21 protein-coding genes are annotated in these 20,783 nt (G+C 71.9%); 14 read left to right on the forward strand and 7 right to left on the reverse strand.

The genetic code is table 11. The features are described 5' to 3' along the window. The first annotated feature begins 17 nt into the window (after nt 1-17). Nucleotides 18-761: a hypothetical protein gene (locus tag ACZ4Z2_RS12505; protein ID WP_468075030.1), complete on the forward strand. Its 744-nt coding sequence runs from the start codon at nt 18-20 to the stop codon at nt 759-761. Nucleotides 762-1,125: 364 nt separating this feature from the next. Here the strand turns inward: ACZ4Z2_RS12505 and ACZ4Z2_RS12510 are convergent, their stop codons facing one another. Beyond that, a complete protein-coding gene (locus ACZ4Z2_RS12510) occupies nt 1,126-1,917 on the reverse strand; it encodes a hypothetical protein (protein WP_468075032.1) in 792 nt (263 codons plus the stop codon). 634 nt (nt 1,918-2,551) lie between these two features. Here ACZ4Z2_RS12510 and ACZ4Z2_RS12515 point away from each other — a divergent pair. From ACZ4Z2_RS12515 to ACZ4Z2_RS12530, 4 genes are all read left to right on the forward strand, one after another. Next, nucleotides 2,552-2,713, forward strand: coding sequence for a DUF7737 domain-containing protein (locus tag ACZ4Z2_RS12515; RefSeq protein WP_468075034.1), 162 nt, complete (start codon nt 2,552-2,554; stop codon nt 2,711-2,713). A 99-nt stretch (nt 2,714-2,812) separates the two neighbouring features. Further along, the gene (locus tag ACZ4Z2_RS12520) at nt 2,813-3,304 is read left to right on the forward strand and encodes a TM2 domain-containing protein (RefSeq protein ID WP_468075036.1); all 492 of its coding nucleotides are present in this window, start codon (nt 2,813-2,815) and stop codon (nt 3,302-3,304) included. Then, nucleotides 3,297-3,695: a DUF2752 domain-containing protein gene (locus ACZ4Z2_RS12525; protein WP_468075038.1), complete on the forward strand. Its 399-nt coding sequence runs from the start codon at nt 3,297-3,299 to the stop codon at nt 3,693-3,695. Before ACZ4Z2_RS12520 ends, ACZ4Z2_RS12525 begins: the two co-directional genes overlap by 8 nt. 333 nt (nt 3,696-4,028) lie before the next feature. Then, nucleotides 4,029-4,292 carry a TM2 domain-containing protein gene (locus ACZ4Z2_RS12530; RefSeq protein ID WP_338896439.1) on the forward strand — a complete coding sequence of 88 codons (264 nt, stop codon included), beginning with the start codon at nt 4,029-4,031 and terminating at the stop codon, nt 4,290-4,292. Nucleotides 4,293-4,405: 113 nt separating this feature from the next. On the opposite strand, the gene ACZ4Z2_RS12535 is transcribed toward ACZ4Z2_RS12530, so the two are convergent. From ACZ4Z2_RS12535 to ACZ4Z2_RS12555, 5 genes are all read right to left on the reverse strand, one after another. Further along, nucleotides 4,406-5,167, reverse strand: a complete 762-nt coding sequence (locus tag ACZ4Z2_RS12535; protein ID WP_099969588.1) for a succinate dehydrogenase iron-sulfur subunit — start codon at nt 5,165-5,167, stop codon at nt 4,406-4,408. Next, a complete protein-coding gene (gene sdhA / locus ACZ4Z2_RS12540; protein ID WP_468075041.1) occupies nt 5,167-6,921 on the reverse strand; it encodes a succinate dehydrogenase flavoprotein subunit in 1,755 nt (584 codons plus the stop codon). The genes ACZ4Z2_RS12535 and sdhA overlap by 1 nt, the downstream gene beginning before the upstream one ends. A gap of 23 nt (nt 6,922-6,944) precedes the next feature. After that, nucleotides 6,945-7,436 carry a succinate dehydrogenase hydrophobic membrane anchor subunit gene (locus tag ACZ4Z2_RS12545; protein WP_468075043.1) on the reverse strand — a complete coding sequence of 164 codons (492 nt, stop codon included), beginning with the start codon at nt 7,434-7,436 and terminating at the stop codon, nt 6,945-6,947. Nucleotides 7,437-7,441: 5 nt separating this feature from the next. After that, nucleotides 7,442-7,822, reverse strand: a complete 381-nt coding sequence (sdhC, locus tag ACZ4Z2_RS12550) for a succinate dehydrogenase, cytochrome b556 subunit (RefSeq protein ID WP_468075045.1) — start codon at nt 7,820-7,822, stop codon at nt 7,442-7,444. Nucleotides 7,823-8,012: 190 nt separating this feature from the next. Beyond that, nucleotides 8,013-8,627, reverse strand: a complete 615-nt coding sequence (locus tag ACZ4Z2_RS12555; protein WP_468075047.1) for a 2-oxo-4-hydroxy-4-carboxy-5-ureidoimidazoline decarboxylase — start codon at nt 8,625-8,627, stop codon at nt 8,013-8,015. A 224-nt stretch (nt 8,628-8,851) separates the two neighbouring features. On the opposite strand from ACZ4Z2_RS12555, the gene ACZ4Z2_RS12560 reads away from it, so the two are divergent. The 5 genes from ACZ4Z2_RS12560 to ACZ4Z2_RS12580 all read left to right on the forward strand — a co-directional run bounded on the left by ACZ4Z2_RS12560 (nt 8,852) and on the right by ACZ4Z2_RS12580 (nt 13,538). Next, on the forward strand, nt 8,852-10,447 hold the full coding sequence (locus ACZ4Z2_RS12560; RefSeq protein ID WP_468075049.1) for a beta-N-acetylhexosaminidase: 1,596 nt from the start codon (nt 8,852-8,854) through the stop codon (nt 10,445-10,447). A 176-nt stretch (nt 10,448-10,623) separates the two neighbouring features. Further along, nucleotides 10,624-11,481, forward strand: coding sequence for a DUF4328 domain-containing protein (locus ACZ4Z2_RS12565; RefSeq protein WP_468075051.1), 858 nt, complete (start codon nt 10,624-10,626; stop codon nt 11,479-11,481). A gap of 99 nt (nt 11,482-11,580) precedes the next feature. Further along, on the forward strand, nt 11,581-12,138 hold the full coding sequence (locus ACZ4Z2_RS12570) for a hypothetical protein (RefSeq protein WP_468075052.1): 558 nt from the start codon (nt 11,581-11,583) through the stop codon (nt 12,136-12,138). Between the two features lie 128 nt (nt 12,139-12,266). Then, complete coding sequence (locus ACZ4Z2_RS12575; protein WP_468075054.1) at nt 12,267-12,860, forward strand: hypothetical protein; 594 nt, start codon at nt 12,267-12,269, stop codon at nt 12,858-12,860. A 273-nt stretch (nt 12,861-13,133) separates the two neighbouring features. Next, nucleotides 13,134-13,538, forward strand: coding sequence for a hypothetical protein (locus ACZ4Z2_RS12580; protein WP_468075056.1), 405 nt, complete (start codon nt 13,134-13,136; stop codon nt 13,536-13,538). Nucleotides 13,539-13,615: 77 nt separating this feature from the next. Here the strand turns inward: ACZ4Z2_RS12580 and ACZ4Z2_RS12585 are convergent, their stop codons facing one another. Beyond that, on the reverse strand, nt 13,616-16,075 hold the full coding sequence (locus tag ACZ4Z2_RS12585) for an FG-GAP-like repeat-containing protein (RefSeq protein WP_468075057.1): 2,460 nt from the start codon (nt 16,073-16,075) through the stop codon (nt 13,616-13,618). A gap of 316 nt (nt 16,076-16,391) precedes the next feature. Between ACZ4Z2_RS12585 and ACZ4Z2_RS12590 the strand changes: the two genes are divergently transcribed. The 4 genes from ACZ4Z2_RS12590 to ACZ4Z2_RS12605 all read left to right on the forward strand — a co-directional run bounded on the left by ACZ4Z2_RS12590 (nt 16,392) and on the right by ACZ4Z2_RS12605 (nt 20,528). Further along, nucleotides 16,392-17,009 (forward strand): RNA polymerase sigma factor, encoded by a 618-nt coding sequence (locus ACZ4Z2_RS12590; protein WP_468075059.1) that lies wholly within the window; start codon nt 16,392-16,394, stop codon nt 17,007-17,009. A 95-nt stretch (nt 17,010-17,104) separates the two neighbouring features. Further along, a complete protein-coding gene (locus ACZ4Z2_RS12595) occupies nt 17,105-18,184 on the forward strand; it encodes a hypothetical protein (RefSeq protein WP_468075060.1) in 1,080 nt (359 codons plus the stop codon). 374 nt (nt 18,185-18,558) lie between these two features. After that, nucleotides 18,559-19,245 carry an RNA polymerase sigma factor gene (locus ACZ4Z2_RS12600; protein WP_468075062.1) on the forward strand — a complete coding sequence of 229 codons (687 nt, stop codon included), beginning with the start codon at nt 18,559-18,561 and terminating at the stop codon, nt 19,243-19,245. Continuing rightward, a complete protein-coding gene (locus ACZ4Z2_RS12605) occupies nt 19,245-20,528 on the forward strand; it encodes a hypothetical protein (RefSeq protein ID WP_468075064.1) in 1,284 nt (427 codons plus the stop codon). Before ACZ4Z2_RS12600 ends, ACZ4Z2_RS12605 begins: the two co-directional genes overlap by 1 nt. The last annotated feature ends 255 nt before the right edge of the window (nt 20,529-20,783 follow it).

The following is a 20,783-nucleotide window of genomic DNA, read 5'->3' on the forward strand; positions in this document are numbered from 1 at the left end:
CGTTCGTATTCCAGTGGGTGACGCTGTCGGGAGTTGCTTTGTCTAGAGAGGTACTGACCGTGTGTTTGCAACCGCTGTCAGAATCCGAGGATGTGCGGCAAGTTATTGCTGAGGTCATTGCTCCCTTTGATCGTAACGGTGTAGGTGATGACCTTTCTTCCGGCGAGTGGGACGCTTGGACATTGGGTTCCGCGCATCGGGAGTTCCTTATCAGGCCTGGATGTGAGCGAGATCAGCGTCTGATACGGGATTATGATCCACCGCGTCAAACCGACTACCAGCTTCCGTCGGGTTGTTGCTCCGGAGGCCCGTTGGAGTTGTTGGATATCCAGATGCAGCGATCCCGGTCGGCTGTAGCGGCTCACGCCCTATGGAATGAGTGGGAAGAACTCGCCGCTGCTTTCCCTGTGGCGCGCAGCTTGGCAGACCTGATGGCCGAAGATCCGAATGCAACGGTTCTTCATGCCGGATCTGCATGGCGTAAGTACGTGGATCAACCACTCGTGCGTGCGATTCTGGATCGACCTGAACTCCGTTCCCGTTTCGGAGACCAAGCGGTAGGGGATTTCAGCGTGGGGAGCGAGCGCTTCGTGCAGGGGAAGGTCTATGAAGCCTTGGCGCGCGACGCTTTGTTGACCCTCGACGGAGAGTGGATTTCCAGGGAATCTATGCCACACGAGCAGTACATTGAATTTTTCAACTCTTACGTGGATGGGCTGTCGCCGGATACCGTCATCGTAAACATCACCTACCACTCGTGATGGTGGGGATGCCACCTGCGCGCCTCGAGGGCTCAACGTGTGGCTCGTAGGCGCCGGAGCTTTGCTGTGGTTGAAGGCTAGCTCGGGGCTTGACGCCGTTCCGGGCCGTGCAGGTTTCGTCTCACTATCGGGCATTTGCTCTGTAACAGTGCCGACCCAGACGTAGAGTCCGTTTCCCCGTACCACGTCATGCAGACGTGCCGCCCGCTCACGACCAGGCATTGCGCCTGCCCAGGCGGCGCGGGCGCCGGGGCACCCCCAGGTCATCCGCTCGAGACGGGGAAGAAATCATGCGGAACCGGGAGGCCAGCGGTCCTCTCAGGACCGCACCGCCCCCCGACCCGCCCGCATCGCCTGCCCCGGCTCAGGACCCGCAGCCCCCCACCCGCCGCGTGCCCAGCGCGATGTCGTCCATCCGTACGTCGTACGACGACGGGCTGGGGTTGGCCTGGTACAGCTGCCAGCCCAGCTTCAGCTTGTCGAAGGTCGGGAAGACGAAGTCGTCCGCCGTGCCGCCGTGCTGCTTCGTCGAGACGGTCAGGTCAGGTTGCTCGACGCCGTTGAGGTACACGGTGACCCGGTTGTCCGTCGCGTCGAGGTGGAACTCCGCGCAGGTCCACGCCCCGTCGGCGGCCGGCGCGGACGTGCGCCAGTTGGTCCAGTCGCCCGTGGGGCCGAGGTCGGAGCCGACGCCGTAGAAGTTGCCCTTGTCCGTGGGGGCGTACTGGCCGCCGAGCGGGCGGACCAGGGTGGGGGAGTCGGAGCCGGACGCCTCCGCCAGGGTCCAGTGGGCCCAGTCGGGCGCTGTCGGGAAGCGGTCGACGCGCAGCCGTATCCGGGCCCAGAAGCTGTTGCCGGGCGGGGTCAGGTTCGGGAAGACGACGAAGGCCCGGCCGTTGCCCTCGGTGCGGACGCGCAGTTCGCGGCCGCGTCCGTCGGAGGCGCGCTCGACGGTCAGCGAACCGTTCGCGGTGTCGGTGGTCCAGCCCCGTCCGCCGGTGACCGGGCCGAGGGGGAGCCGGTTGAAGTTCTCCTTCACGAAGGTCCCGCCGTACGAGTCGTGCGGGGCGGGGGTCGCCGAGGCAGTGGGGGGTGTCGCGATCAGGATCGCGGCCGCGGCCGACAGTGCGGCGGCGGCTTTCCTCAGGGAGTTCATGGGCGAAGTCTGTAATCAACTCCCTTGCTCGTCACAGTAGTTACGCATCAATTCAGCCACCCGGCGTCCCCGCGTTCCGCGGCCGTCGTCAGTGGTCCCCCCTACTGTCCCCCCAAGGGCAACGGTGTTGTTCGTCGACGTGACGATGAGTGGGGTGCGGGCGGGAGCCGGTGGCTCGATATCGCCGAGGAGCGGCGGGACGTGGGTGAGTTGATCCGCCGACGCGTCGTCCAGGAGGTCGCGGAGTTCAACGCCCGTACCGAGCACGAGCTGTTCCAGGGCCTCGTGCAGCCCGAGGACACCGAGCGCGTGCTCAACGGCTACGCGCTGGGCGAGACCCGCCGGATCGACCCCGAGACGCAGACCGAGCCGGCGCTGCGCGCCCGACCCGGCAGGACGGCGGCCCCGGCGGCCGGTTCCGCGAGTACCGGACCTCGTACGGCTTCGGTGAGCTGGACCAAAGTGCCCAGACCCGTCGCACGCTGCTCCAGCGGCTCGCGCCCCGGCTCGCCATCGCCGACCGGTGCACCCTGGAGGGGCGGTTCCTGCACGTCAAGGGGAGCGACACACCTACAAGATCCACCTGGGGTCCGGCAGCACCTGATGTCGCCCAACGACCCAGTACTCGTGGATCGTGCCGAAATCGGCCACCCTGGGCGTCGACGGGAACCGAACCGCGCAGAGTGGCTGTCTCCCCTATGAGGGCGACCGCATGCTCGCGGTGATCCTCAGCAAGGCGATGCTGCTCGCCAAGGACAGGGAGATCACGGACCCGACGATCCTCAGCCGGCTGTGACCGCGAGGTAACAACTTCTCTCCGGGCCCCCCTCTCCTGCAATATGACGGACAGCCCATATTCAGCCGCTCAAGCAATCAACACGCAGGAGTCAGTACCGTGACCGAGCAGCCCCAGCAGCCCGCTCAGCCCCCGCAGCCGCCCCAGCCCGGCTACGGGTACCCGAACCAGGCTCCTGGCCAGGCGCCGGGCGCCAACCCCTACGGCGCCCCGCAGGGCGGCTACCCGCAGGACGCGTACCAGCAGCCGGGCGCCGCTCCGGGCTACGGCTACCCCGCGCAGGGCGCCCAGCCGGGCTACGGCTACCAGGCGCCCCCGGTCGGCGGCGCGTACACGGGCGACCCCAACGCCCCGTACGGGTACGACCCGTACGGCCGCCCGTACTCCGACAAGTCGAAGATCGTCGCCGGCATCCTGTCGCTGTTCCTCGGCTCCTTCGGTGTCGGCCGCTTCTACATCGGCCACGTCGGGCTGGGCCTCGCGCAGCTGTTCACCTGCGGCGGCCTCGGCATCTGGGCGCTGGTCGACGGCATCATCCTGCTGACGAGCAGCAACACCACGGACTCCAACGGGCGGGTCCTGCGTGGCTGAGCGCGGCCCCGCCGTCCTGCGACACCCGGCGGCGGCCCCCCTCGCGGTGGCCGCCGCCGGGCTGGCGGGCGCCGCCCATCTGTACGGCACCAATCCGCACGAGCCCGGCCATCTGCTGCCCCAGTGCCCGTTCCGCTATGTCACGGGGCTGCTCTGCCCCGCCTGCGGCGGCACCCGCATGGTGTACGACCTGATGCACGGCCAGTTCACCGCCGCCTGGCACGACAACCGGGTGCTGCTGCTCGCCGCGCCCTTCGCGCTCGCCCTGCTCGGCCGCTGGTTCGTCGAGGGGGTGCGCGGACGCCGCTGGCGTCCCCGACTGAAGCCCCGCACCCAGGCGTTGATCCTGGGCATCGCGGTGACCTGGACGGTCGTCCGCAACCTGCACTGAACGGCCGGGGCGCCTCCGCCGAATCACCGCTTCTTCCCACCGTGGGCTGTCGTAAATCCCTTACGCCCGCTTTATGTCGCGCAGTTGTCGCAACTTGGCCGGAACCGGATCACGGAATCGGAACGATCGCCTGTTTCCCCTCCCATCCGTCCCATGCGCCTCACTACGCTGCAACGGCGACAGGGGGGATGACGGGGGATAACGTCGTGCTCGATCGTCGGCCGGTGTTCGCCGTGCCCGATTGCTGCCGGTTTTCGCCGCGCCTTCCCTCCTGGACTACCCCGGAGCAATCCGCTTCGGCCTTTTCAGTCAGTACATCCAGGAGTTACTTCCATGACCGTCCCCACCCCTGACGCTCCCTTCGGCTACGACCCGCAGGGCCGTCCCTACTCCGACAAGTCGAAGATCGTCGCCGGCGTTCTGCAGCTCTTCCTCGGCACGCTCGGCATCGGCCGCTTCTACGTCGGTTCCGTGGGCGTGGGTGTCGCCCAGCTGCTCACCTGCGGTGGTCTGGGCTTCTGGTCCCTGATCGACGGCATCCTGTTCCTCACCAGCAACGACCGCACCGACGCGCAGGGCCGCGTCCTGCGCGGCTGACACCGCGCCCGGGCCCCTCGGGCCCGGTGAGGTACGGCGACGACGCTGAGGGCCCCGCTCCGATCCCGGAGCGGGGCCCTCAGCGTCGTACGGCCAGGTGAGGCCGGGCAGTCCTAGAAGCGGCGCGTGATCAGCGCCCGCTTCACCTCCTGGATCGCCTTGGTGACCTCGATACCGCGCGGGCAGGCGTCCGTGCAGTTGAAGGTCGTGCGGCAGCGCCACACGCCGTCCTTGTCGTTGAGGATCTCCAGCCGCTGCTCGCCGGCCTCGTCACGCGAGTCGAAGATGAAGCGGTGGGCGTTGACGATCGCGGCCGGACCGAAGTACTGGCCGTCGTTCCAGAACACCGGGCACGAGGACGTGCAGGCGGCGCACAGGATGCACTTCGTCGTGTCGTCGAACCGCTCGCGGTCCTCCGCCGTCTGAAGCCGCTCACGCGTGGGCTCGTTGGTGTCCTTCGTGATCAGGAAGGGCATCACGTCCCGGTACGCCTGGAAGAACGGCTCCATGTCCACGACCAGGTCCTTCAGGACCGTGAGGCCCTTGATGGGCTCGACCGTGATCGGCTTCTCGGGGTTGATGTCCTTGATCAGCGTCTTGCAGGCCAGACGGTTCTTGCCGTTGATCCGCATGGCGTCGGAACCGCAGATGCCGTGAGCGCAGGAGCGGCGGAAGGTCAGCGTCCCGTCCAGGTCCCACTTGATCTTGTGCAGACCGTCGAGGACACGCTCCTTGGGGTCGATCTCCAGCTGGAAGTCTTCCCACACCGCCTCGGCCGCGACCTCGGGGTTGAAGCGGCGGACCCGGAAGGTGACGGTGATGTACGGGGACGCGGCGGAGGCTGCCTCGGCCTTGTCCAGAACAGGGGTAGCCATCAGTACTTACGCTCCATCGGCTGGTAGCGGGTCTGGACGACCGGCTTGTAGTCGAGGCGGACGGTCTCGGAGCCGTCGTCGCCGACCTCGCGGTACGCCATGGTGTGACGCATGAAGTTGACGTCGTCGCGGTTCGGGTAGTCCTCGCGGTAGTGACCGCCGCGGGACTCCTTGCGGGCGAGCGCGGAGACCGCCATGACCTCGGCCAGGTCGAGCAGGTTGCCCAGCTCGATGGCCTCCAGCAGGTCGGTGTTGAACCGCTTGCCCTTGTCCTGGATCGCCACGTTCCGGTAGCGCTCGCGCAGCTCGGCGATCTTCTCGACGGCCGTCTTGATCGTCTGCTCGGTGCGGAACACCATGACGTTCGCGTCCATGGTCTCCTGCAGCTCACGGCGGAGGTCCGCCACGCGCTCGTTGCCCGTGGAGGAGCGCAGCCGCTCGATCTGCTCGACGACCAGGGACTCCGGGTTCTCCGGCAGCTCGACGAAGTCGGCCTTCTGCGCGTACTCGGCGGCCGCGATGCCCGCCCGGCGCCCGAACACGTTGATGTCGAGCAGCGAGTTCGTGCCGAGGCGGTTGGCGCCGTGCACGGAGACACAGGCGACCTCACCGGCGGCGTACAGACCCGGCACGACGGTGGTGTTGTCCGCCAGGACCTCACCCTCGACGTTGGTCGGGATGCCGCCCATGGCGTAGTGCGCGGTCGGCTGGATCGGGATCGGGTCCGTGTAGGGCTCGATACCGAGGTACGTCCGGGCGAACTCGGTGATGTCCGGGAGCTTGGCGTCCAGCTGCTCCGGCGGGAGGTGCGTCAGGTCCAGGTAGACGTGGTCGCCCTCGGGACCGCAGCCGCGGCCCTCGCGGATCTCCGTGTAGATGGAGCGGGAGACGACGTCACGGGACGCGAGGTCCTTCATGACCGGCGCGTACTTCTCCATGAAGCGCTCGCCGTCCTTGTTGCGGAGGATGCCGCCCTCACCGCGGGCGCCCTCCGTCAGCAGGATGCCCATGCGCCAGATGCCGGTCGGGTGGAACTGGAAGAACTCCATGTCCTCCAGCGGCAGGCCCCGGCGGTAGACGGCCGCCTGGCCGTCACCGGTGAGGGTGTGCGCGTTGGACGTCACCTTGAAGAACTTGCCGCAGCCGCCGGACGCGTAGATCACGGACTTCGCCTGGAAGACGTGGATCTCGCCGGTCGCCAGCTCGTAGGCCACGACACCGGCGGACTTCTTGACGCCGTCGACCTCGGTGATCAGCTGGTCGAGGACGTAGAACTCGTTGAAGAACTCCACGCCGTGCTTGACGCAGTTCTGGTACAGCGTCTGGAGGATCATGTGGCCGGTGCGGTCGGCCGCGTAGCAGGACCGGCGGACCGGGGCCTCGCCGTGGTTGCGGCTGTGACCGCCGAAGCGGCGCTGGTCGATGGTGCCGTTCGGGGTCCGGTTGAACGGCAGGCCCATCTTCTCCAGGTCGAGGACGGAGTCGATGGCCTCCTTCGCCAGGATCTCGGCGGCGTCCTGGTCGACCAGGTAGTCACCGCCCTTGACCGTGTCGAAGGTGTGCCACTCCCAGTTGTCCTCCTCCACGTTGGCGAGCGCGGCGGCCATGCCGCCCTGCGCGGCGCCCGTGTGGGAGCGGGTCGGGTACAGCTTGGTCAGCACGGCGGTGCGGCTGCGCTTCGTCGACTCGATCGCGGCGCGCATACCGGCGCCGCCGGCGCCGACGATGACGGTGTCGTACTTGTGGATCTTCATGATCGGTTGCCTCAGCCCCGTGCCTAGCGGATGTTCGGGTCGAAGGTGAAGATCACCAGCGTGCCCAGCAGGATGGTGAACACCGTGGCGGTGTACAGCAGGCCCTTCAGCCACAGCCGCGTGTTCGGACGCTCGGCGTAGTCGTTGATGACCGTGCGCAGGCCGTTGGCGCCGTGCAGCATCGCGAGCCACAGCATCAGCAGGTCCCAGACCTGCCAGAAGGGGGACGCCCAGCGGCCCGCGACGAACGCGAAGCCGATCTTGGAGACGCCGCCGTCCAGGACGAGCTGGATGAGGAGGTGGCCGATGACCAGGACGACCAGGACGACGCCGGACAGCCGCATGAACAGCCACGCGGCCATCTCGAAGTTGCCGCGGGTCGACTTCGGGGTCTTCTTGGTGCGCTTGCGGGGCGGCTCGATGAGCGGCGCCGGGTTCTCCGGGCTGTAGCCCGAAAGGTTGCCCGAGCCCTCGACGGGGCCGATGCCGGAGGCGGTGGTCTCAGTGGTGGACATGGCTGTCAGCTCCCCCACAGTTCACGGACGGCGTGACCGAGGACGGGGTACATGGCCCCGATCATCAGCGCGGCCCAGACGCCGAGGACGATCCACAGCATCGTCTTCTGGTGACGCGGGCCGTTCGACCAGAAGTCGACGGCGATCACTCGAAGGCCGTTGAGCGCGTGGAAGAGGATGGCGGCGACGAGGCCGTACTCCAGCAGCGCGACGATCGGCGTCTTGTACGTGGCCACGACCTTGTCGTAGGCCTCGGGGGAGACACGGACGAGAGCGGTGTCCAGCACGTGTACGAACAGGAAGAAGAAGATGAGGACGCCGGTGACTCGATGAGCCACCCAGGACCACATTCCTTCCCGGCCGCGGTACAGCGTTCCAGCCGGCACGGAAGAACCCTCCGGGAGCGGGATTGGGGCCGGCCGGCTTGTCTGTCGGTCTGACCCGGCCGGGTACGGTCCACCGGCCCTGGCCATCGTAGCGACGTGTGCGTGCGGCGCTTAAGCCGGGTATGGCGGTGTGATCAAACTGGCATCGAAGGCTGCACGTAAGGGTGAGTATCGGGCGGCATCCGGGGTGTCACGGGCCCGGGGCCCGGAGCAGGCCGATCAGGCGTTCTCTCGCCAGGCGCCGCAGTTCCTCCGCCACCACCGTCCGCTCCTCCTCCGGATCGTGCGTCAGCCGTGACCGGATGGCTTCGAGGGTGTGGCCGAGCAGCTCGGGGGCCGGGACGCCGTCGGGGCACAGGACGAAGACATGGCCGAAGCGGGCCTCGTAGGCCGCGTGGGCGGCGCTCAGCGCCGTGTGGGCCACGCCGTAGGTGTCGTCCGGCAGGACGGGCAGGGTCTCGCCCGCGAGGGCCTCGGCGAGGTCGGTCGCCGTGAGGTCGTACGCGGCCTCGTCGGAGGCGGCGAGCAGGGCGTCCACGTCCGGGTAGGGGCGGTGGTCGGTGAGCCGGTGGGCCCAGCGGAGGCTGCGCAGACAGGTGAGGAGGGACCGCCGCAGGGCGTCCTCGGGTGCGTGGTTGAACCGCTCCAGGGCAAGGGGACTCGGGGTGTGCGCCTGCTCCGGAAGGGTGACCCGGCCGGGGAGATGGGGGAGACGGTGCGGAGGCAGCGTGGTTCCTCGGCGGCGAGTAGGGGTCTGCGGGGTGGGGTGTGCGAGATGTGCCACCACGTTATCGAGGGGGGTCATGAGCTGTCCGTTCGATGCCCGAAATTCACCCGGTCGGGCAGGTTTCGGAACCTGTGGTGGACTGGTGGGAGGGTCGGACGTCGTAGGTTCGAGGGGGAGGTACGGGGAGAGGACGGCAGAGAGGTGAGGGACATGTGGCGGATGCGGACCGGGGCCGGGAGCGCGTCGTGAGCCGTGGCCGGCGTCGTGCCCCCGGCAGGAGGACGGCGATTACGTCGAAAGGGTTGCTCCTGGGGTCCGGGGTCGTCCTGGCGGGTGGCGCGGTCGCCGTGGCGGTGACCGTGTGGCCGGGCGGCGACGCCCGGACGGCGGGCGGCTCGCAGCCCTCGCAGGAGCGGTCGCCCGTGAGCGCCGCCAAGGGGTCCCCCACGCCGTCCCCCTCGCCCTCGCGCTCGTACGCCCTGTCGCAGAAGCCGCGCACCATCCCGGCGGTACGGCAGCACGAGGCGGCCCGCGGTCCGGGCTGGCGACCCGCCGAGGGCGCCCGGCTCGTCGTCCGCAACGGCGCGCTGGCCGACGAGGGGCGGCTGACCGCCGGGGAGCTGGGTCTGACGTACGCGGGGGAGGAGAAGCCCCGCGAGGGCGATGTGGAGCTGGCGCTCACCGGGTCGGGGAAGTCCGCCTCGGAGGCGTACACGCTGACCGTGAAGGACCGGCGGGTCCGGATCGCCGCGCCGGCCGAGGCCGGGGTCTTCTACGGGACCCGGACCCTGAAGCAGACGGTGCGCGGCGGCGACACGGCGCCGGAGGGTGTGATCAAGGACGAGCCGGCCAAGCCGCAGCGCGGGTTCATGCTCGACATCGCGCGCAAGCACTTCACGGCGGGCTGGATCGAGGACCGCGTCCGGGAACTGGGCGACCTCAAGTACAACCAGCTCGGCCTGCACTTCTCCGACGACCAGGGCTTCCGGATCGAGTCCTCGACCCACCCCGAGGTGGTGTCGCGGCAGCACCTCACCAAGGCGCAGGTACGGAAGATCGTGGCGCTCGCCGAGAGCCGGCACATCGAGGTCGTCCCCGAGATCGACTCGCCCGGCCACCTGGGGGCCGTGATCGCCGGGAACCCGGGATTGCAGCTGGTCAACGCCCAGGGCGTCGCCGCGCGCGGGGCCGTCGACATCTCCAAGCCGGCCGCCGCGAAGACCGTCGACGAACTCCTGAACGAGTACGCCGGTCTCTTCCCGGGCGCCCAGTGGCACCTCGGCGGCGACGAGTACCGGGCGCTGATGGCCTCGAACCCGGAGGCGTCCTACCCGCAGCTGGCGGCCGCCGCGCGGGCGAAGTACGGCGCGGGCGCGACCGTGGCGGACCTGGCGACCGGCTGGCTCAACGACCGGGCCGCGGTGATGCGCGGCCACGACCGGACGGTACGGGCGTGGAACGACGGGTTCTTCCGGGGCGGCCGCGTCCAGGCGGACAAGCGGATCCAGGTCGCCTACTGGACCGGCAAGGAGATCGGGGCACGGCAGCCGGTCGAGTACCTCAGCGCCGGGCGGCAGGTCGTCAACTACAACGACGAGTACCTCTACTACGTGCTCGGCGAGCCCAACCAGTTCTTCTACCCGACCGGGCAGCGCATCTACGAGTCGTGGACCCCGCGGGTGCTGCGCGGCACGACCGCCGTGCCCGCGCAGTACGACAAGCAGATCCTCGGCGGTGTCTTCGCCGTCTGGTGCGACCTCGCGAACCGGCAGACCGAGGCCCAGGTGGCGGCCGGGGTGCGCATGCCGCTGCGGGCGCTGTCGCAGAAGCTGTGGGACCCGGCGAAGCCGACGCTGTCCTGGACGGAGTTCCGGGCGCTGGCGGGACGGGTGAGCTGACGCGGCGGGTGGCCCGACGCGGCCGGTGCGGGTGAGCCGAAGCGGCCGGGGCGGGTGGGCCGACGGAAAGGAGTGGACGGGCGGGCCCGGTGAACCATATGTTCCGCCTGTTCTGATCGCCGAGCGTCCGGGTCTGGGGAGGACCGCGCTCGGCTCCTTCACTGGGGGGCTTGGGCATGACCTGTACACGCTGTCGGCAGTTCGAGGCGGCACCGGGGGGACAGCTCTGCCGGGCCTGTGAGGCCGAGGAGCTGCACCCGGACGTGGGCCCGGGCCTGCCGCAGGGCCTGCCGCAGGCGCCGCCGCTCCCGTACGCCGGGCAGGTGCCGCAGGCCGGGCAGGCGCCGCCGTTCGGCCCGGGGGCCCCGGCGGCCTGGCTGCGGTCGCCGGTGGGGCTCGGGCGTGCCGTGGCGATCCTGCTCGGTGTGGTCGCCCTGACGGACCTGGTCGCCGTGTGGGCGGACCTCACCATGCTCGACGTCCTGGGCCGGATGCTGGACGGCGCGTACGGCTCGTCGGTCGAGGCCGACGCCGACCGGGCCGACGCGCTGTCCGCCATGACCGGGGTGGCGCAGTCGGTCGCCTATCTCGCCACCGTGGTCGTGTTCCTCGTCTGGTTCCACCGGGTGCGCGTCAACGCCGAGGTGTTCGACCCCTTCGGTCACGAGAAGAAGCGCGGCTGGGCGATCGGCGGCTGGTTCGTGCCGATCGTGAACCTCTGGTTCCCGCGCCGGATCGCGGCCGACGTGTGGGAGGCGAGCAGCCCGTGGGCGAAGCGCCGGTCGCACGCGCTCGTCAACGCCTGGTGGACGTTCTGGCTGATCGGCAACATGGTGAGCCAGGGGGGCACCCGGCTCTACGCGAGGGCCGAGACGGCGGACGAGCTGCACTCGGCCACCCAGCTGGTGCTGTTCGCCGACGCCTTCGAGATCCCCACCGCCGTGCTCGCGATCCTCTTCGTCCTCACGCTCACCCGGATGCAGGACGACAAGGCGCGGAGCGGTCCGCCCGTGCAGGAGCCGGTCGCGGTCTGACCCTTCCCCCCTGTGCCGCCCCGAAGCCGACATCGGGTGATCGGGCGGATTGCCCGATTCCGGGGGCGGGCCGCCGTGCGGCTGTGGTGTATTCGCGGCATGGGGTACTGGGGGTACTACGTCGTGGCCCGCAGCGAACGGCCGCTCGCGGAGCTGGACGCGTTGGCCGGGGCGCGGGGCATGACGCCGCGGACGGTGGCGGCCGACGGCTGGCAGGTCTGGGCCTGCCCGAGAGGCGCCCACGGCGGCGGGGCGGCGGGCGGCGGCGGTGACGGTGACGGTGACGGTCACGTCGGGAGCATGAACACGCTGGCGCGGGAGACGGGTTCGCCCGCGCTGTTCGGCTACGTCATGGACAGCGACTGCGTGGTGGTGGAGGCCGCCGGGCCGGAGAGCGGGGGCTGGACGACCTGTCTGGCGCGGACCGCCATGGCCGACTACCTCGGGGACGGCGGCCAAGGACTCACCGTCGACGACTACTTCCTCGAACCGCGTGACGCCGCCGAGCGGGCCGTGGCCTGGGCGGCCGAGGCGGGGCGGATCGCCACCGAGGAGGACCTGGCCGACGTGCTCGCCGCGGAACCTGGACCGGCGGGCCCACTGGCTGAAAATATCCTCTTCCGGTTGCTCGACCGGCTCGGGGTCGTACCGCTGTGACAATCCCGGCCCGTTGCACGCAGTAAGGGGAAGTGCGGGTTCCGTTAGCGGGCGTTGGGGGGAACGCCGGGAAGTTCTCGGTTGCGGGGCCCTGTCGAGCGAGGACGAGCAGGATCGAGGGAGGCGTGATGAGCCTGGTGGAGCTGATCGCCCAGGCCGATGAACGCGGTCTGGCGGCAAGCGGGTTGGCTTGTTTGGACCGCTGCGTACCGCTTCTCGGCGGCGACGACGAGGTCCTGCGCCCGCTGTGGGCCGGACTGGTGGACGACGGCGACGGCTGGGGCGAACGGGTCGCGAAGATACGCGGTGAGCTGGAGGACGGCTCCGCGGCCTGCGACACCGTCGCCGAGGGGAAGGGCGTCGCCGAGGGGGAGGACGTCGTCGGGCTCGCCCGTCGGATGCTCGACGCGGTGCCCGACGAGCGGTCGGGGGAGGGTCTGCGCGAGTGGGCCGAGGTGTGCTCCGTCGCCGCGCTGCGCATCCATCAGCTGCTCGATCCGCTGGACCGCGGGGGAGCGGAGGCCGTCGACGCGTGCCGGGAGGGGCGCACCGACGGCGCGTCACATCTCGTCGCCGCCGAACTCCGGCGCCAGGTCGTCGTCCTGGAACTGATCGCCGGACACGGCGCGGGAGCCGTCCGGCAGGCGCTCGACGTCTCCACGGAGGGACGGCGGGTCCTGCGCGCCGTCGTGTCACGGCGGGCGCGCGGGGTACAGGGCTAGGCCCAGCCTGACGCCGCGGGGCCGCCCTCCGGGCGACGGCGGGAATGTGACGACAGGGCCTAGGGGCAGGGGGGACCGGGGCGGGGGCGCTGCCGCGCGGCCCGTAAACCGGGCTTTCCGAGCGGGTTCTGTGGGTGTCCTGCGGGCGGGTGTGGGGGTCCTGCACCGGTGTCGCCGAAGGGCCCCGGATCGTGTGACGCGAGGCGTGTGACGAGCGCTTGTACGGGTGTGAGCGCACAGCAGACATTCGTTTCGGTCAGGTCGGTCGGTTCGTTGGGTGAGAGCGGAGGGCCCGCACGACGGTCGGGAAGCGCGGCCAAGCCTGTGCGATGGGCGGCCGACGCGGTGGCGGTGATGCGGGAAGGGGCGCGGGTGCGCCTCGACTACTCGGCGCAGAGCCTGTGGCGGGTCGACCGGATGATCGAGGAGATACGGCAGGAGGGGGCGCCGTACGCCGCCGTGGAGCGCGTCCTGCGGGGATTCGGCGCCTACGGCGGCGAGGTCGTCGTGCGGTCGTCCGGCGGCGAGTGGGTCGAGAGCGGGGGCGGGCACTGGGTCCGCACCTGGGACGGCCGCTACTGGGACCCCTTCGACGAGGCGCGCCGCTGCTACACGGGCGAGGGGTCGCTGCGGCTGCTGTGCCGCGATGCGCTCCGCGGGAGGCCGGGCGCCCAGTAGCTCGGGGTCCACCGTTGTCGGGCGGGTGCGGGTGGTTCGTGGTTTCCTACCGCCGAGCTACTGGGCGCCCTCGCCCCTCACGGGGTCAGGCGCTGTCCGAGTCGCGCCCCCGTGGCCGTGCCCAGCTGCGCCACGCCGTAGTACGTCGACTTCGTCGTCGTCGGCGTGCCCCCGGGCGACGGCACGTACAGGACCGTGCCGTTCCCCGCGTCCTCCCCCTCCGCGCCGATCAGCAGATCGGCGTGGCCGTCACCCGTGACGTCCGTGAGGGAGACGGCGGAGCCCAGCTTGTCGTCCGTCTCCGTGGAACCGGCGACGTCGGGCGAGTCCTGGGAGAGGGCGAGGGAGCCGTTGCCCGTCGGCCCCGTGGCCGTGCCCTTCAGCAGCCACACCGACCCCGCGTTCGCGCGGTTCGTCCCGGCGCGGGTGATGTCCTCGTTGGGCGCGCCGGTGAGGATGTCCGCGTAGCCGTCCGCGTCCACGTCCCCGACGGACACCGACGCCCCGAACCCGTCGGACGCCTCCGACGCGCCCTCCACGTTCGCCGTGCCCTGGTGGACCGTCCGCGCGCCGGTCGTGGTGGGGCCCGTGGCCGAGCCCGGGACCACGGTCACCTGGCCGCCCGCGTCGCCGCCCGACTCCCCGGTGTACGGCTGGCCCACGACGAGGTCGTCGTAGCCGTTGCCGTCGACGTCGCCCGTGGCGAGCGCGCGGCCGCCCTTCACGGTCAGGGTCGCCACCTTCGTGAGCCCCAGCGACCGGGAGCCCTTGAACCAGGTCACCTTGCCGGTCCCGGACGCGTCCCGGTAGTTGAGGGCCACATCGGCGTACCCGTCCCGGTTGAAGTCACCGCTCGCGGCGTCCGCGTACGCCAACGGGCCCGTGGCCGTGGTGAGATCACCGGCGACCTCGTGCCCGTCGTTGAACCGGGCCGCCCAGTTGCCGCCCGTCCCGGTGGCGGCGGTGAACACGTCCGCCCTGCCGTCGGCGTTGAAGTCGCCGACCGCGACGGTCGCGCCGAACCGCGCGCCGTTCGGCTCGTAGTCGTCGCCGAGGGCCATCGTGTCGGCGTCGGCGGTGAAGGAGGGCCCGTACAGGATCGTCACCGCGCCGCGGTCCGCGTGCCCGGTGGTGTCGTCCTCGCCGGGCGCGCCGACCGCGAGGTCCGCGTAGCCGTCGCCGTTGATGTCGCCCCACGCGGTGGCCGAGCCCCACTGGTCGCCGGACTCGGCGGCGCCGGGCACGCCCGCGCTCGCCTGGTCCAGGCGGAGCCTGGCGGAGGAGACGGGGCCGCCGGTCCCGCCCGGCACGAGGGTGAGCACACCGCTTCCGGTCCCCGGCGTCGCGGCGACCAGGTCGCTGACACCGTCACCGGTGTAGTCGGCGGTCGGGATCGCCGAGTTGCGGGCGGGGGAGGCGGCGTAGCGGCGGATCTCGGGGAGTTCGGCGTACAGGTTCGCGCCGGGGGAAGCGGTCGACGCCGCGTCCTTGCCGCCGGAGATCACGTCCAGTTCGGCCGGCTCGCCCTGCTCGTACACGCCGCTGTCCTCGGACGCGGTCAGGGTGACCCTGCCGGTCGGATCGCCGCCGTACTGGCCGAGCTTCCAGGCCGCGAGCCGGGCCACGGACTCCACGGCGGCCCGGGTCGGCGCCGCGCCGTCGTAGTCGCCGAGGACCGCGACGCCCGTCGAGGCGCGGTCGAAGCCGGGGGTGTGCGCGCCGCGCACCGGCAGGTCGGCGCCGCCCGCGCGGCCCTCGTGGATCCGGCCGCACTTGTCGACGACGAAGTTGTACCGGAGGTCGCCGAGTCCGGCCGTCTCGGTGTCGTACGCCATGAGCGCGCGGATCAGCGCCGGGGACTCCGCGCAGCTGTAGGCGTCGGTGCCGCCCGTGTGGTGCACGAACACCGCGCTGACCCTGTCGTCGTACTGCGGCGACCCGGCCACCGTCGCCTCGTTCGCGCCCCACCGGGCCCGGCCGACGATCGGGGGCCGGGTGACGGTGGAGGTGACCGCGACCGGCGGGTCGTCGGTGACGAAGGCCGCGTTGCGCATGCCGGCGCCCGTCGTGCCCGGGTCGACGAGGTCGACCCGCAGCCCCTGGGGGAGCCCTTTCCGCGCTCCGCCGGCCGTGACGACCCGGGCCTCGACGCCATCGCTGGGGCCGACCCACAGCGGCTCGGAGGTGCCGCGGCTGCCGCCGGGGAGGGCGGCGGAGGGGCGCAGGTCGCGCCAGGCGCTCCACCGGCCGGTCACCGCGTCCCGGGTGCGCACCTGGGGCATGCCGTCCAGCCGGGCGGCGGCGTCGGTCCAGGAGACGCCGAGGAGGGAGAAGCCGGCGGTGCGGGTGCGGGCCAGTGCGGGGCGCCCGTCGGCGGCGGACGTGAGCGCCAAGTCGCGTACCTGGGCGGGGCGCTGGGCCCCCGCGGCGGACGGAACCGTCCCGTCCTGGGGGCCGGCCACGGCGTACGACACCACGCTCGCGCCGCCCGCGACGGCCGCGCCGAGTGTCAGCCACGCCCTCCGCTTCGCACTCATCGGCCGGTACGCATGGCTCCTACCGCGAATCAAATGCCCCACCCCTACCCGAACGACGCGAAGACACCACCCGGCACAAGAGTGGCCTTCTATTCGAAGCACAAGCCGCCGCGAACATCACCATCGGGCGGCAGACGTGTGACTCAAGTCATGCGAACGGCCGTTGCTCCCTCTTACGGGTGATCTCCGACGGGTCCGTCCGGTGCTCTGTGACACTTCCGCGGGGCGCGACGCAGAAACCCGTGGGGCCCGGTGACGATCCCGAGAGGGTGGGGCGGGTCCCCGGACCGCGACGTCGTACGGACTAGGACAGCTCTTGGGCCAGGCAGGCGAACCTCGCCGCGTGCAGGCGTTCGACGGGGAACTGGGCGTGGCCGTCGCGCGGGCACAGGAGGGCGACGAGGCCGCGTTCGCGGTGGCGTACCGGCTGGTGCAGCCGGGGCTGCTCGGGTACCTGCGCGGCATCGTGGGGGACGACGCGGAGGACGTCGCCTCGGACGCCTGGCTGGAGATCGCGCGGGACCTCGGGCGGTTCAAGGGCGACGGGGCCGGGTTCCGGGGCTGGACCGCCACCATCGCCCGGCACCGCGCCCTCGACCACCTGCGGCGTCAGAAGGTCAGGCCCCGGGCGACCGCCCTGGAGAACGACCTGCTGGAGCTGCCCGGCGCCCACGACACCCATGACCAGGCGCTGGAGTCGCTCTCCACCGTGCAGGCCCTCGGGCTCGTCGCCCGGCTGCCCCGCGACCAGGCCGAGGCCGTACTGCTGCGGGTGGTCGTCGGCCTCGACGGCCCCGCCGCGGCCCGTGTCCTCGGCAAACGCCCCGGCGCGGTCCGCACCGCCACCCACCGGGGGCTGAAGCGGCTGGCCCAGCTGCTCAGCGCCGAGGGTGTGACGGAAGACGGCGCCCGGACGCTGGGGGAGTCGGGATGAACGGCAGCGGCGGCGGTCGCCGTGGCCACGACAGCGATGGGCACCACGCCGGCAGCGAAGGGCGCGAGATGCCGTCGGGCAGGGCGGAGTCGGACATGGGCGAACGACGACACGGCGAGGCCGGCCAGGACGGCCGCCGTGCCCTGAACGACGCCCCGGCCCCCGGCACCGAGCGTCCCGCCGACCTCGCCGAGCCCGGTCCCTCCACCGCCGACACCCCCTGCCCCGGCTTCTCCGCCGACCTCTCGGCCGCCGACACCTCCGCCGACCTCTCGGCCGCCGACACCTCCTCCCTCGGCCTCCTGCTCGCCGTGGCCGTGCGGGGGCGGGTCGAGGTCGACAGCGCGGGGGAGGCGCGGGCCCTGGAGGCGTTCCGGGCGGCGCGGGAGCAGGGGGCGCGTACCGCGCGCACCCGGCGGCGGGACGACTGGCGTCCCAACCCGCGGCGACGGGTGCAGCTCTCCGTCCGCACCACCCTGGCCGTACTGCTGTCCAGCGTCACCCTCGGCGGTGTCGCCTTCGCGGCGATCGGCTCGGCCACCCGCGACGACAACGGCGCCGGGCCGGGGCACGAGGAGCGGGACGGCCGTACGGGGACGCCCCACAGCGCCCCCGCGACGCCGGGTGCCTCCGCAGCCCCGGGTGCCGCCCCCTCGACGGGTGACCGGTCCGCTCGCACGCGGGACGCCGAGGCCCACTGCCGCGCGTACGAGGAGAAGGCCGAGGGGCGGGCCGGGGCCCTGGACGCCACCGCCTGGCGGTGGCTGACGGACGCGGCCGGCGGTACGGCGAAGGTCGCGGCGTACTGCGCCGCCCGGCTCGCCGACGCCGAGGCCACCGGGGCCACCGAGGACGCCGGCGACCGGGAGCAGCGGGCCGGGGACTCCGCGGGGAAGCGGGACGGGGCGGGTCGGTCCACGGGGGCCGACGGCCGGGCCACGGGATCCGGGGCCGGGGGGAGGCCCGACGGCGCGGGCGCACCGGCCGGGGACACCACCGGGAAGCCGGACCGGTCGCAGGACCCGGCCGCGCCGGGCACCTCGGACCAGCGGGACCAGGCGGACCAGGCGGACCAGGGAGACCAAGGGGGCCAGGACGGCCAGGCGGACGGGTCGAAGGACTCGGACGGGCCCGGCCGGGCCGACGGGGCGGACGAGGCCCCGGGAACGAAGTAAGGCCGGCGTGCTCGCGAGACCCCCGTACTCGCAAGACACCCGGCCGACTCCGCCGATGGCAACGGCCGGGGCCGCCACCCCCCACAGGAGAGGCCCCGACCGTCGCGCGGCACGGGCCGCGCGGCGGCCCGTACTACCTACAGCGCCGCGCCCCCGATTTGTGTCACACCTCGCCGGATCACGAGTTAGTTGCATGTTCTACGGACATGGACGGGCAGCGGTTTCAGGCCGTAACGTGCCATTCGCGCCGGATCGCGGAGGACGACCACAGCTCTGACCACCGGTGAGGTTGAGACCGCAACCATTGATCGGGACCACGACGGAGAGAACCCGGGCCGCGAGAGCGGCGCCGGCTCAGGCGCAAGAGGGGCGCGGTGCTGGGGGACGACGCGGAGCTGACCGCCGCGGTGCTTGCCGCACAGGACGGGGACGAGACCGCGTTCCGGACTGTGTACCGGGCCGTGCATCCACGGCTGCTCGGGTACGTACGGACGCTCGTCGGTGATCCGGACGCGGAGGACGTCACCTCCGAGGCGTGGCTCCAGATCGCCCGCGACCTGGAGCGGTTCACCGGAGACGCCGACCGGTTCCGGGGCTGGGCCGCACGGATCGCCCGCAACCGCGCGCTGGACCACATACGCATGCGCGGCCGCCGCCCCGCGATAGGCGGCGACGAGACCGAGCTGACCGGCCGGGCGGCCGAGTCCGACACGGCGGGCGAGGCGATGGAGGCACTCGCCACCGGCCGCACCCTGTCCCTCATAGCCCAGCTGCCCCAGGACCAGGCCGAGGCCGTCGTGCTGCGCGTCGTGGTCGGCCTCGACGCCAAGACGGCCGCCGAGACGCTGGGCAAGCGCGCGGGCGCCGTACGGACGGCCGCGCACCGGGGCCTGAAACGGCTCGCGGAGCTGATCGGGGAGAATCCGGAGGCGGCCGCGGAGGCCGATCCGGAATCCGGCGACGCGCTGGACGCGGTGCCCCCACCGAGAGAACCGCGTACCCGCGCGGCTACGTCCGCCGGTGTGACGCATACGCGTTCGCGGACGCAGAAGGACATGTGATGGCCGACGAGCAGTACAAGTGGCTGAACCGCGATGTGGCGGAGCGGCTGCTGCGTGGCGAGCCTGTCGAAGCCGTCGACCCCGACACCCGCGCCCGGGCCGGCCGGCTCGCCGAGACGCTCGGCGCGCTGACCGCCGAAGCCGCCCCTGAGTCCGCGCCGAGCGCTGAACTGCCGGGTGAGGAAGCCGCGTTGGCCGCCTTCCGCACCGCCAGGGCCGCCCGCGCGGGGCAGCGGGACGAGACCGCCGCGCCCGCGCGGGGCAGCCGTACCCACACTCCGGCGCCGGTCGCCGACGCCGGTCTCGTCCGTCTCGGCCGGCCCGCTCCGGACGGCAGGCGGGCCCGCTGGGGCCGGCCCGCGCGGTTCGGGCTGGTCGCGTCGCTGGCCGCCGGGATGCTCGGCGGAGCCGTCTTCGCGGCGGGCAGCGGTGTCCTCGTGGGCACGATCGGGGACGACGAACCGGAACCCCCCGTCTCCGTCACCTCCCCCGCCGAGTCGCCGGACCGCCCGCTGATGTCGCCGTCGTCGCGCGAGGGCGACACCGGCGGCGGGGCGCAGGGCGACCCGACACCGCGGGGCGACGGCTCCGGCGGGAAGGGCCCCGACGGCGGGGAGTCCGGCGGGGCCGAGGACGGCACCTCGGACGACGCCGGGCGCGACCGGGGCGGCCTCACCCCGGAGTGGTGGAGCGGCGTCTTCTCCGCCTGCCGCGACGTCCGCAACGGCAAGGACCTGGACGACGGCCGCCGGCGCAGCCTGGAGGACGCCTCCGGCGGCAAGGGCGAGGGCCGGCTGAAGAAGTACTGCGACGGCGTCCTCGCGGGCGGCGGCAGGAACTCCGGTGACACGAACAACAAGGGCGGGGGCGCCGGTGGCTCGTCGGGTTCCGCCGGTTCCTCCGGCACGGGGTCGAAGAACCGCTCCGGGGCCGAGTCCGACGAGGACGACGACTCCGACCGCGGCCGGGGCAACGGGCGCGGCAACGGCAACGGCAAGAGCCACGGCCGGGGCGGCAAGGGGCAGGGCAAGGGCCACGGCCACGGCAGGAACCAGGGCGGCAAGGGCGACGGGCACCGCAAGGGCGGCTCGGGCCAGGGCGGCCACGGTTCGGGCGGGGGCGGCAAGGGCGGCCACGGTTCGGGCGGGGGCGGCAAGGGCGGCCACGGTTCGGGCGGGGGCGGCAAGGGCGGCAAGCACCACCGGGGCCAGGGCGGCGTGGTCGGGATGATCGCCGCCGGCCTCGGCGCGGGCCGGGCCCATGTGCCCTCTCACCGGGTCTGACCTGCGGTTTCTCGGACGCTCAGAATTTTTTCCCGTAACGGGTAACACTTTCGGCCGCCCCGCCGCAGTAATGAGTGAGCCGACTGGTCATCGGCCGTCGCACAGAGCCGGGGTTCCCCCCGTACCTACGGCTCGTGCACCAGGCGCGGGCGGGACACGTTCCCCCGGTCCCGCCCGCGCCCCAGATTCCCCCATGGTCTCCCCGTACTCCCAGCGACGCTTCCGGCGCCCTCCCGCTATGCGTCCTGTGACGCA

The sequence above is a fragment of the Streptomyces sp. NPDC030183 genome (assembly GCF_055573455.1).

Bases quoted from the DNA above. Each gene is read 5' to 3' on its own strand.
- ACZ4Z2_RS12510 (WP_468075032.1), bottom strand. From the start codon at position 1,917: ATGAACTCCCTGAGGAAAGCCGCCGCCGCACTGTCGGCCGCGGCCGCG.
- ACZ4Z2_RS12530 (WP_338896439.1), top strand. From the start codon at position 4,029: ATGACCGTCCCCACCCCTGACGCTCCCTTCGGCTACGACCCGCAGGGC.
- ACZ4Z2_RS12535 (WP_099969588.1), bottom strand. From the start codon at position 5,167: ATGGCTACCCCTGTTCTGGACAAGGCCGAGGCAGCCTCCGCCGCGTCC.
- sdhA (WP_468075041.1), bottom strand. From the start codon at position 6,921: ATGAAGATCCACAAGTACGACACCGTCATCGTCGGCGCCGGCGGCGCC.
- ACZ4Z2_RS12545 (WP_468075043.1), bottom strand. From the start codon at position 7,436: ATGTCCACCACTGAGACCACCGCCTCCGGCATCGGCCCCGTCGAGGGC.
- ACZ4Z2_RS12555 (WP_468075047.1), bottom strand. From the start codon at position 8,627: ATGACCCCCCTCGATAACGTGGTGGCACATCTCGCACACCCCACCCCG.
- ACZ4Z2_RS12565 (WP_468075051.1), top strand. From the start codon at position 10,624: ATGACCTGTACACGCTGTCGGCAGTTCGAGGCGGCACCGGGGGGACAG.
- ACZ4Z2_RS12570 (WP_468075052.1), top strand. From the start codon at position 11,581: ATGGGGTACTGGGGGTACTACGTCGTGGCCCGCAGCGAACGGCCGCTC.
- ACZ4Z2_RS12575 (WP_468075054.1), top strand. From the start codon at position 12,267: ATGAGCCTGGTGGAGCTGATCGCCCAGGCCGATGAACGCGGTCTGGCG.
- ACZ4Z2_RS12585 (WP_468075057.1), bottom strand. From the start codon at position 16,075: ATGAGTGCGAAGCGGAGGGCGTGGCTGACACTCGGCGCGGCCGTCGCG.
- ACZ4Z2_RS12595 (WP_468075060.1), top strand. From the start codon at position 17,105: ATGGGCGAACGACGACACGGCGAGGCCGGCCAGGACGGCCGCCGTGCC.
- ACZ4Z2_RS12605 (WP_468075064.1), top strand. From the start codon at position 19,245: ATGGCCGACGAGCAGTACAAGTGGCTGAACCGCGATGTGGCGGAGCGG.